This is a genomic window from Amycolatopsis sp. NPDC114478, assembly GCF_055633805.1.
Genome location: NZ_JBVKDO010000022.1, coordinates 91,794 through 104,390 on the forward strand (window position 1 = coordinate 91,794; position 12,597 = coordinate 104,390).

The window sequence follows — 12,597 nt, forward strand, 5'->3', positions numbered from 1 at the left end:
GGCCGCGCGCGGACACCAGGGTGCACGCGTCGGCCAGGGACAGCACCCCGGCGACGTGGGCGGCGGCGATCTCGCCGACCGAGTGCCCGGCGACGAAGTCGGGGCGCACGTCCCACGACTCCAGCAGCCGGACCAGGGCGACCTCGAGCGCGAACAGCGCGGGCTGCGCGTGGCCGGTCTGGGCCAGGGCGTCGGCGTCCTCGCCCCGGACGACGTCGCGCAGTGCGGGGTCGAAGAACGCGAGCACCTCGTCGAGAGCCTCGGCGAAGACCGGGTAGGTCTCGGCCAGTTCGCGGCCCATGCCGAGCCGCTGCGCGCCCTGGCCGGTGAACAGGAACGCCTGCACCGGCGGGCGGCCGGTTTCGGTGGACGCGTTCAGCGCCCGCAGCTCGCGGATCGCCGTTTCCGGTTCGGTGGCGACGATCGCGGCCCGGTGGGCGAAGCTCACACGGGTCGTGGCGGCGGCGAAGGCGACGTCGAGGAGTTCGCCGGGCGTTGCGAGCCGGGCGGCCAGCAGGGCGGCCTGGTCGCGCAGCGCGTCGGCGGTGCGGCCGGAGACGACGAGCGGCACCGGCGTCGCGGCTACCTCCTCGCGCGGGGTTTCCGGTCGGGGTTCGGGAGCTTCGAGGATGACGTGGGCGTTGGTGCCGCTGATCCCGAACGACGACACGCCCGCGCGGCGGACGCGGTCCACCGCGGGCCACTCGACAGCTTCGGCGACGACCTCGACCGCGCCGGCTTCCCAGTCCACGTGGGACGACGGTTCGCCGACGTGCAGCGACTTCGGGACGACGCCGTGCCGCATCGCCTCGATGACCTTGATCATCCCGGCGACGCCCGCGGCGGCCTGCGTGTGCCCGATGTTGGACTTGATCGAGCCCAGCAGCAGGGGCCGGGTCCGGTCCTGGCCGTAAGTGGCCAGGAGGGCCTGGGCTTCGATCGGGTCGCCGAGCTTCGTGCCGGTGCCGTGCGCCTCGACGACGTCGACGTCCGAAGTGGACAGTCCGGCGTTCGCGAGCGCGGCCCGGATCACGCGCTGCTGCGAGGGGCCGTTCGGGGCGGTGAGGCCGTTCGACGCGCCGTCCTGGTTGACCGCGGAACCGCGCACCACGGCGAGGATCCGGTGCCCCTGGCGCAGGGCGTCGGACTGCCGCTCGACCACGAGGAGGCCAGCGCCTTCGGACCAGCCGGTGCCGTCGGCGTCGTCGGAGAACGCCTTGCAGCGGCCGTCGGGGGCGAGGCCGCTCTGGCCGCTGAAGCCGATGAACCCGCCCGGGGTGGACATCACGGTGACGCCGCCGGCGAGCGCGAGGTCGCACTCCCCCGCGCGCAGCGCCTGCGCGGCCAGGTGCAGGGCGACCAGGGACGACGAGCACGCCGTGTCGATGGTCATGGCCGGGCCTTCGAGGCCCAGCACGTAGGACAGGCGCCCGGAGGCGACGCTCGCGGCCAGGCCGGTGCCGGTCTGCCCGCGCAGGTCGGCGTCGGTGGTCATGAGCAGGTCGGAGTAGGTCTGGCCGTTGGTGCCGACGAACACGCCGGTGCGCGAACCGCGCAGGCCGGTCGCGTCCAGCCCCGCGCGTTCGAACGCCTCCCACGACACTTCGAGCAGGAGCCGCTGCTGCGGGTCCATCGCGACGGCTTCGCGCGGCGAGATCCCGAAGAACGCGGCGTCGAAGTCCGCGGCGTCGTAAAGGAACCCGCCCGCCTGGGTGTCGCTGGCGGCGAGCGCGGCGGTGTCCCAGCCGCGGTCGGTGGGGAAGCCCGAAACGGCGTCGCCGCCCGAGGCGACCAGGTCCCAGAGCCCGTCGGGGCCCGTGACGCCGCCCGGGAAGCGGCAGGCCATGCCGACCACCACGACCGGGTCGTCCGACACCGGGCCGGTCACGGCGACGGGGGAACCGGTGGCGCCGGAGCCGACCAGCTCGGCCCGCAGGAACTCGGCGACCGCGCCGGGGGTCGGGTAGTCGAACACCAGCGTCGAAGGCAGCCGCAGCCCGGTGACGGCGACGAGCCGGTTGCGGAACTCCACCGCGGTCAGCGAGTCGAAGCCCAGCTCGCGGAACTCCCGGGTGGTCTCGACGTCTTCGGGGGCGTGGCCGAGGACGGTGCCGACCTCGGTCGCGACCTGGCCGACGAGCAGGCGCAGCTGCTCGGCCTGGCGCATCCCGGCCAGCTGCTCGCGCAGCGATCCGCGCACGTGCTCGGCGTCGCCACCCGCACGGCGGCGACCGGGCCGGGCGACCGGGCGCAGCAGCCACGGCAGCTCGCCCTGGGCACGCATGGCCGTCATGTCCACGCGCATCGGCACGACCACGGCGCTCGGCGAGCGCGTCGCCCGGTCGAACAGGCGGATGCCCTGCTCGACGGTCAACGGCGGGACTCCGCCGCGCGCCATCCGCTCGCGGTCGGCGTCGGTGAGGGTGCCGACCATGCCGGTTTCCCAGCCGCCCCAGGCCAGGGACAGCGCGGCGCGGCCTTCGGCGTGGCGGCGCTGGGCGAAGGCGTCGAGGAACGCGTTGGCGGCGGCGTAGTTGCCCTGCCCGGCCGAGCCGACCGTGCCGGCGACCGAGGAGAAGACGATGAACGCCGACAGGTCGTGGTCGCGGGTCAGCTCGTCGAGGTGGACGACCGCGTCGGCCTTGGGCCGCAGCACGGCGTCCAGCCGCGCGGGATCGAGCGACGCGACGACGCCGTCGTCGAGGACGCCGGCGGTGTGCACGACGGCCCGCAGCGGGTGCGCGTCGGAGATCCGGGCGAGGACGCCGGCGAGCTGGTCGCGGTCGGCGGCGTCGCAGGCCTCGATGGTGACGTCGACGCCGAGTTCCTCCCGCAGCTCGGCGGCGCCGGGGGCGTCGGGGCCGCGGCGGCTGGTGAGCACGAGGTGGCGGACGCCGTAGGTGGTGACGAAATGCCGGGCCAGCTCGCGGCCGAGGCCGCCGGTGCCGCCGGTGATGAGCACGGTGCCGTCGGGCTCCCAGCGCGGCGGCAGGGTCAGCACGATCTTGCCGATGTGCTTGGCCCGGCTCATGTGCCGGAACGCGGCCGGCGCCTGGCGCAGGTCCCAGCTGCGGATCGGCAGCGGTGTCAGGACCCCGTCCGCGAACAGGGCCAGCAGTTCGCCGAGCAGTTCGGCGGTGCGGTCCGGGCCGGCCTCGCCGAGGTCGAACGCGCGGTAGCGGATCCGCGGCAGCGCGGCGGCGTCGCGGATGTCGGTCTTGCCCATCTCGAGGAAGTGGCCGCCGTCGGCGAGCAGGTTCAGCGACGCGTCGGCGAACTCGCCGGTCAGGGCGTTGAGCACGACGTCGACGCCCGCGCCGCCGGTGACGCGGCGGAAGTCGGCGGCGAACTCGAGCGAGCGGGAGGAGGCGATGTGGTCGTCGGCGACGCCGAGTTCGCGCAGGACGTGCTGCTTGCCCGCGCTGGCCGTGGCGAAGACCTCGGCGCCGAGGTGATGGGCGAGCTGGATGGCGGCCATGCCGACGCCGCCGGCGCCCGCGTGGATGAGGATCTTCTGACCGGGCTTGAGGTCGGCGAGGTCGACCAGCGCGTAGCAGGCGGTCAGGAACACGAGCGGGACGGACGCGGCGGTGCGCGCGGACCAGTCGGCGGGGACCGGGGCGAGGTAGCGCGCGTCGGAGACGCTGTGGGTGCCGAACGAGCCGGGCAGCATGCCGAACACTCGCTCGCCGACGCGGGCCGGGTCGATGCCCGGACCAGTCGCCTCGATGACGCCGGCGCCTTCCGCGCCGAGGTTCCCGAGCTTGCCCGGGTACATGCCGAGCACGGACAGGACGTCGCGGAAATTCAGCCCGGCCGCTTCGAGGCGGACGCGGACGTGGCCCGCGGGCGGCTCGTCGAGCACGCCGGGGCACGCCTCGGCCCCGAGGTCGTCGATCCCCGCGGGACCGGCGGTGAGCCGCCACGCCGGTACCGCGGGGGGCAGGAGGTCGCCGTTGCCGGCGAGACGGCCGAGCCGCGCGACGCGCACACTCTCGCCGCGGACGGCGAACTGCGGTTCGCCGGAGAGCAGGAACCCGGCGCCGGGCAATGTCGCGCCGCCTTCGAGGTCGACGAGGACGAAGCGGTCGGGCTGCTCGGACTGCGCGGAGCGGACGAGGCCCCAAGCCGCGGCGGCGGCCGGGTCGGCGATCCGCTCCCCCGGGTCGACGGCGACGGCCTCGCGGCTTACGAACACGACCCGGCGGAGCCGTTCGTCGGCGAGCGCCGTCTGCAGCACGCTCAAGACCCGGCCGGTCACCTCGCGGACCGCGGCGAGCAGCGGGCCCGGGCCGGCGCCGATCGGGACCAGCAGGACGTCCGGGGCCAGGGCGAGGGCTTCGTCGAGGTCCGCGCACGGGCGGGCGACGGACGCCAGGAGCGGGTCGTCGCCGAGCAGGGCCCAGGTGCCGGCGGGCGCGTCCTTGGCCAGCGCGGCCGGCACCCACGTGGTCTGGAACAGGCAGTCGTCGTCGGCGTCGCGCTGGGCGGCTTCGCGCAGCTGGAGCGACTGGACCGTGAGCACCGGCGCGCCCGTCTCGTCGGTGACGGCGATCGACACGGACTCGCGGTCGATCGGGGTGATCCGGGCGCGGATGCGGGTCGCACCCGAGGCGTGCAGCGACACCCCGGACCAGGCGAACGGCAGGCCGCCCGCGATCGCGTCGAGCCGGCGCAGCGCGTGCAGAGCCGCGTCGAACAACGCCGGGTGCAGGCCGTAGTCGCCATCGGCCTCGCCGGGCAGCCCGGCTTCGACGAGCAGTGCGTCGCCGTCCAGCCAGGCGCGGGTCAGGCCCCGGAACATGGGCCCGTAGACGAGCCCGGTCGTGGCCAGCTCGTCGTACACCGCGGACACGTCGGCTTCGGCCGCACCGGCCGGGGGCCAGTCGCCGATGCTCGCGGGAGGGTGCTCGTCGACCGCGACGAACCCGGCCGCGTGCTGCACCCACCCGGCGTGCGGGCCGGTGCGCGAGGAGATGGTGAGGTCGCGGCGCCCGGCGTCGTCGGGGCCGCCGACGGCGATCTGCAGCAGCACCGGCTCGTCCGGACGCAGCCACAGCGGCGTCGCGATGGAAAGGCTCCGCACGGCCGAGCAGCCGACCTGGTCCGCCGCGCGGACGGCGAGGTCGAGGAACCCGGTGCCGGGGAACAGCACGTGCCCGCCGACGACGTGGTCGGCCAGCCACGGCTGCGCGTCCGTCGACAGCAGCCCGGACAGCACGACGCCGCCGGAGTCGGCGAGGTCGACGGCGAAGTCCAGCAACGGGTGCCCGGCCGGGGTGAGCCCGAGGCGCTCGACGGCGCCGCGGCCGGGCGTGACCTTCGGCCAGTAGTGCTGCCGCTGGAAGGCGTAGGTGGGCAGGGTGATCCGCCGGGCGCCGGTGAACCACGGCGTCCAGTCGACGTCGGCGCCCGCGACGTGCAGCCGGGCCAGCCCGGTGAGGACGGCCTCGGTTTCCGGGCGGTCCTTGCGCAGCAACGGCGTCACGACCGCGTCGGGCTCGTCGACCAGCGTCGAGAGGACGCCGTCGGGGCCGATCTCGACGAACGCCGTGACCGCGAAGTCCGCGAGGACGTCGGCGAAGCGGACGGCGTCGCGGACGTGGCGGACCCAGTACTCCGGGTCGGTGACGTCGCCCGCGGCGACCACCGGGATCTCCGGTTCGGCGAACGTCAGCCCGGTGACGACGGCGCGGAAGTCGTCGAGCATCGGGTCCATCAGGTGCGAGTGGAACGCATGGCTGACGGAGAGCCGCTTGCTCTTCGCGAACTGCGACGCCACCGCGAGCACCGCGTCCTCGGTGCCGGACAGCACGACCGCGCGCGGCCCGTTGACCGCGGCGATGTCGACGCCGTCGACCAATGCGGCCCGAGCGTCCTCTTCGGACGCTTCGACGGCGACCATCGCGCCGCCGGTGGGCAGCGCCTGCAGCAGGCGGCCGCGCGCGGACACCAGGGTGCACGCGTCGGCCAGGGACAGCACCCCGGCGACGTGGGCGGCGGCGATCTCGCCGACCGAGTGCCCGGCGACGCGGGCGGGCCGGACGCCGTGCGCCTCGGCCATCCGGGCGAGCGCGACTTCGACGGCGAACAGCGCAGGCTGCGCCCAGCCGGTTTCGGCGAGCAGGCTCGCGTCGTCGCCCCACAGGACGTCGCGCACGCCGGGGTCGAGGTGGGCGAGGACGTCGTCGAGGGCGTCGGCGAACGGCTTCGACGTCGCGTACAGCTCGCGGCCCATGCCGAGACGCTGGGAACCCTGGCCGGTGAACAGGAAACCCACCGTGGGCGTGTCCGCGGTGCCGCGCGCGACCTCGCGGACGCCGTCCGGCGTGGCCAGGAGCACGGCGCGGTGCGGGAAGCTCGCGCGGGTGGCGACGAGGGAGTAGCCGGCGTCGACCGGGTCGGGCCCGGCCTCGGTGAGGCGGGCGATCTGGGCGGTGAGAGCGTCTTCGCTCTTGCCGGAGACGACCCACGGCACCACCGGGAGCTCCCGCCGGGGCGCGGCTTCGGCCGTGCGCGGTTCGGGGGCTTCGAGGATGACGTGGGCGTTGGTGCCGCTGATCCCGAACGACGAGACACCGGCCCGCCGGACCCGGTCCACGGCCGGCCACCCGACGGGCTCGGCGACGACGTCGACCGCACCCGCTTCCCAGTCCACGTGGGACGACGGTTCGCCGACGTGCAGCGACTTCGGGACGACGCCGTGCCGCATCGCCTCGATGACCTTGATCACCCCGGCCACGCCCGCGGCGGCCTGCGTGTGCCCGATGTTGGACTTCACCGATCCCAGCAGCAGCGGCGTTTCGCGGTCCTGCCCGTAGGTCGCCAGCAGCGCCTGGGCTTCGATCGGGTCGCCCAGCGTCGTGCCGGTGCCGTGCGCCTCGACGACGTCCACGTCCGAAGTGGACAGTCCGGCGTCGGCCAGCGCCGCGCGGATGACCCGCTGCTGCGAAGGTCCGTTCGGCGCGGTCAGTCCGTTGGAGGCGCCGTCCTGGTTGACCGCGGATCCCTTGAGCACCGCGAGGAACTCGTGCCCGGCGCGGATCGCCTCGGACCGGCGCGCCAGCACCAGGACGCCGACACCTTCGGACCAGCCGGTGCCGTCGGCGTCGTCGGAGAACGCCTTGCAGCGGCCGTCGGGGGCAAGCCCGTTCTGCCCGCTGAACCCGACGAACCCGCCCGGCGTCGCCATCACCGTGACGCCACCGGCCAGCGCGAGGTCGCACTCTCCCGCGCGCAGCGACTGCGCGGCCAGGTGCATCGCGACCAGCGACGACGAACAGGCGGTGTCGATGGTCATCGCCGGGCCTTCGAGGCCGAGCACGTACGACAGGCGGCCGGACACGACGCTGCCGGCGATGCCGGTCCCGGTCTGCCCGCGCAGCTCGACGTCCGCGGTCAGGAACAGGTCGGAGTAGGTCTGGCCGTTGGTGCCGACGAACACGCCGGTCCGCGAGCCACGCAGACCGGTGGCGTCCAGGCCGGCGCGTTCGAACGCCTCCCAGGACACCTCGAGCAGGAGCCGCTGCTGCGGGTCCATGGCGACGGCCTCGCGCGGCGAGATGCCGAAGAACCCGGCGTCGAACTCGGCGGCGTCGTAGAGGAAACCGCCCGCGCGTGTGTCCGACGCGGCGAGCGCGGCGGCGTCCCAGCCGCGGTCGGTGGGGAAGCTCGACACGCCGCTGCGGCCGTCGGCCACCAGGTCCCAGAGGTCTTCGGGGCTCTCGACCCCGCCGGGGAACCGGCAGGCCATGCCGACGACGACGATCGGGTCGTCGTCGCGCCGCCCGGCCGTCACGGCGGCGGGGGTGACGGCGTCGCCGAACAGCTCGGCCAGCACGAGCCGGGCGACCGCGACCGGCGTCGGGTGGTCGAACACCAGCGTCGAGGGCAGCCGCAGCCCGGTGAGCGCCGCGAGCCGGTTGCGCAGCTCGACCGCGGTCAGCGAGTCGAAACCCAGGTCGGAGAACGACTTCCCGGCGCCGACGGCGGCCGCGTCCGGGTGGCCGAGGATGGTCGCGGCGCGGCCGCGGACGAGGTCGGTGACCCGGGCGAGCCGCTCGGCGTCGTCGAGGGCGCGCAGCTGCCCGGCGAGATCGGCGGCGGCTCCGGACGTCGCGGCCGAGCGGCGGATCCCGCCGACGAGCCCGCGCAGGAACGGCGGCAGCTCTTCGCGCAGGCGCAGCGCGGCGAGGTCGACGGCGACCGGCATGACCAGCGCGTGCGGCAACGTGAGAGCGGTGTCGAAGAGCGCGAGGCCCTGGTCGAGTTCGAGCGGCGGCATGCCGGAGCGGGCCATCCGCGCGCGGTCGGCGTCGTCGAGGGAGCCTGCCATGCCGACCGTCCACGAACCCCAGGCCAGCGACAGCCCGGGCAGGCCTGCGGCGCGGCGGTGGGCGGCGAGTGCGTCGAGGAAGCTGTTGGCGGCGGCGTACCCGGCCTGGCCGGCGCCACCCATGACGCCGGCGACCGAGGAGAACAGCACGAAGGCGTCGAGGTCGTGGGTCAGCTCGTGCAGGTGCCACGCGGCGGCGGCCTTGGCCGCCAGCACCGGGGCGAGCCGCTCGGGGGTGAGCGCGGTGACGACGCCGTCGTCGAGCACGCCGGCGGCGTGGACGACCGCGGTCAGCGGGTGCTCGGCCGGGATCGCGGCGAGCGCGGCGGCGAGGTCGGCACGGTCGGCGACATCGCAGGCGCGGATCTCGACGTCGATGCCGAGCTCCTCGCGCAGCTCCCGGGCGCCGGCGCCGCGGCGGCTGAGCAGCAGCAGGTGCCGGACGCCGTGCTCGCGCACGAGGTGCCGGGCGAACTCGGCACCGAGCCCGCCGGTGCCCCCGGTGATCAGGACGGTCCCGTCGGGATTCCAGCCCGAGATTTCACGTGAAAGCTCGGGGTCGACGCGGGCGAGGCGGGCGGCGCGGGCAGTGCCGCCGCGCAGGAGCAGCTGGGGTTCGTCGAGGGCGAGGGCGCGCTCGATGGCGTCGTCGGTGGTCTCGGCGTCCGCGTCGACCAGGACGAAGCGGCCCGGGTTCTCGGTCTGCGCGGCGCGGACCAGTCCCCAGACGGCCGCGCCGGCGAGGTCGTCGGCTTCGGTCACGAAGACCAGACGGCCGGCGTGCTCGCCGGCGAGCCAGTCCTGCACCAGTTCGAGGGCGCGGGTGGTCAGCGTGGTGAGACCGTCGAGGGGGTCGCCGTCGTGGGTCAGCCGGACGAGCGTGGCGTCGGTGGCGCCTTCGGGGGGCAGCACGACCGGCACCCAGCGCGGCTCGAACAGCGAGTCCACATCGGAGAGTGTGTGCACGGTTTCCGCGCGCACCGAACCGATCGACGCCACCGGCTCGCCCGAGGTGTCGGTGAGCGAGATGCCGTCGCGGACCCGGACCCGGACGCGGACCCGGGCGGCGCCCGCCGCGTGCAGGGACACGCGGCTCCAGTGCGTCGGGTAGCCGGTCAGCCCGGCCGCGTGCAGCGCATCTTCCAGGAGCCGCGGGTGCAGTCCGAAGCGCGCCGTCTCGGCTTCGTCCTCTCCGAAGGCGACTTCGGTGTAGTCGTCGCCGTCGGCGAAGTCTTCGTGGTGTGCGCCGGTGGCGAGGACGCCCTCGGCGCGGCGGGTCCAGCTGCCGGCGCCGGCCCGGGTGTGGACCTCGAGGCGGCGCCGGCCGGTCACGTCCGGTTCGCTCACCGACAGCTGAAGGTCGACGGCCTCGTCGGCGGCCAGCTCCAGCGGCGCGCCGAGGGTGAGCTCTTCGACCAGGTCGCAGCCGAGGTCGAGGCCCGCGCGGAGGGCGAGTTCGACGAAGCCGGTGCCGGGGAACGCGCCGTCGGCGAGCCACGGGTGCGTGCGCGCGGAGATGCGCCCGGTCAGCAGGAGGCCGTCGGATCCGGCCGGGGCGAGTGACGCGCCGAGCAGCGGGTGCGAAACCGGGTCCAGGCCCAGCCCGGCGGCATCGGCGGTCAGGTCCGCGACGGACGGCCAGTACCGCTCGCTCTGGAACGGGTACGTCGGCAGGGAAACGGTGCGGGCGCCGGTGCCGGCGAAGAACGTGGTCCAGTCGACGCGCACGCCGGCGGTGTGCAGCTTGGCCAGTGCTTCGGTGAGCACCGCGGTTTCGTCGGAGTCCCGGCGTGCCAGCGGAATCGCGGTGAGGTCCCCGATCAGCGGCGTGAGCGCGGCGTCCGGGCCCAGCTCGGCGAGCACCGAAGCGCCGGACTCGGCGAGGCGTGCGACGGCATCGGCGAACCGGACCGGCTCGCGGACGTGGCGCACCCAGTACTCGGCCGAGGTGACGTCCCCGGAGGCGATGAACGGCAGCACCGGCTCGGCGAACGTCAGCCCGCTCGCCACCACGCGGAAGTCGTCGAGCATGGGGTCCATCAACGGCGAGTGGAACGCGTGCGACACCGAAAGCCGGCGCGGGCGGTTGAAGTGTGCCGCCGCGGCGAGGACGGCGTCGTCGGTTCCGGACAGCACGACCGACCGGGGGCCGTTGACCGCGGCGATGGCGACGTCATCACTCAGGTACGGCCGGACGTCCTCCTCGCTCGCGCGGACGGCGACCATCGCGCCACCGGCGGGCAGCGCCTGCATCAACCGGGCCCGCGCGCCGACGAGCACACAGGCGTCGTCCAGCGACAGCACCCCGGAGACGTGAGCGGCGGCGATCTCGCCGACGGAGTGCCCGGCGACGAAGTCGGGCCGGATCCCCCACGACTCCAGGAGCCGGAACAGCGCGACCTCGATCGCGAACAACGCGGGCTGCGCGTTCCCGGTCTGGTCGAGCGCGCCGGGGTCACTTCCGCGCAGCACTTCGCGCACGCCCGGGTCGAGCCTCTCCAGGGACGCGGCCAGTGCGTCGGCGAAGACGGGGAACCGCGCGGCCAAAGCGCGGCCCATGCCGAGCCACTGCGCGCCCTGGCCGGTGAAGACATACGCGAGCGCGGGCGGCCGCTCGACCGAACCCGTGACGACTCCGGGTGCGTCACCGTCTTCCAGCCAAGCCGACAGCGCCGCGCGAGGATCCGGCCCCGAGACGCTCAGCCGCTCCTCGAACGCCGACCGGGTGGTGGCCAGCGACCAGGCGACGTCCAGGGGAGGGGCGTCGACGCCGACGATCCGGGCGACCTGCGCGCGCAACGCGGCCGGCGTGCGTCCGGACAGCAGCCACGGCGCCGGAACGTCCGCGCGCTCGGTGTCGGCCACCGGCACGGCGGGCGCCTGCTCGATCAGGACGTGGGCGTTGGTGCCGCTGACGCCGAACGACGAGACGCCGGCGCGGCGCGCCCGCTCCACCGACGGCCACGGCTGTGTCTCGGTGGCGAGCCGGACCGCGCCCGCCGTCCAGTCCACATGCGACGACGGCGTGCCCGCGTGCAACGTCTGCGGCACGACGCCGTGCCGGATCGCCTCGACCATCTTGATGATCCCGGCGACGCCGGCCGCGGCCTGAGTGTGGCCGATGTTCGACTTGACCGACCCGAGCAGCAGCGGCGTCTCGCGGTCCTGGCCGTAGGTGGCCAGCAAGGCTTGCGCCTCGATCGGGTCGCCGAGCTTCGTGCCGGTGCCGTGCGCCTCGACGACGTCGACGTCCGAAGTGGACAGTCCGCAGGCGGCGAGCGCGGCGCGGATCACGCGCTGCTGCGAAGGGCCGTTGGGCGCGGTGAAGCCGTTGGACGCGCCGTCGGAGTTCACCGCGGTGCCGCGGACCACGGCAAGCACGTCGTGGCCATGGCGCTGCGCGTCCGACAGCTTCTCCAGCACCAGCACGCCGACGCCCTCGGACCAGCCGGTGCCGTCGGCGTCGTCGGAGAACGCCTTGCAGCGGCCGTCGGCCGAAAGGCCGCCCTGGCGGCTGAACTCCATGATCGACCCGGGCGTCGACATCACGTTCACGCCCGCGGCCAACGCGAGGGTGCACTCCCCCGCGCGCAGCGCCTGCGCGGCCAGGTGCACGGCGACCAGCGACGACGAGCACGCCGTGTCAACGGTGACGACCGGGCCTTCGAGCCCGAGCGTGTAGGCGAGCCGGCCCGACAGCGCACTGGCCGCGATGCCGGTGCCGACCGAGCCGTCCGCGTCGGCCAGCGAGCGAACGGTCAGGTAGGCGTAGTCCTGCCCGTTCGTCCCGGCGAAGACGCCGGTCCGGCTGCCGCGCAACCCCCGCGGGTCGAGCCCGGCCCGCTCGATCGCCTCCCAGGACACCTCCAGCAGCAGGCGCTGCTGTGGGTCCAGCGACACCGCCTCGCGCGGCGAGATCCCGAAGAAGCCCGCGTCGAAGTCCGTGACGCCGTCGAGGAACCCGCCGGCCTGGCTGACTTCCATGCCCCGCTCGTCGACCCCCGCGCCGGTGACCGCGGCGAGGTCCCAGCCGCGGTCGGCCGGGAACGGACCGATCGCGTCACCGCCGGCCTCGACCAGCCGCCACAGCGCTTCGGGGCCGCGGACGCCGCCGGGGAACCGGCAGCCCATGGCCACGATGGCGATCGGCTCCGTGGCGGCGGCCCGCAGCTCCTGGTTCTGCCGCTTCAGCCGCTCGGACTCCTTCATCGCGGCACGGAGTGCTTCGACGACCCGGTCGCTCGGGGTGGACATGTGTCAGC

Annotated in this window: 1 protein-coding gene; it reads right to left on the bottom strand. The window is 74.9% G+C overall.

What is annotated here, in order from left to right; genetic code table 11:
• A partial coding sequence (locus ACZ7OH_RS41745) for an SDR family NAD(P)-dependent oxidoreductase (RefSeq protein ID WP_470285949.1) occupies window positions 1-12,589 on the bottom strand: 12,589 nt, incomplete at its 3' end.
• Window positions 12,590-12,597: the final 8 nt, after the last annotated feature.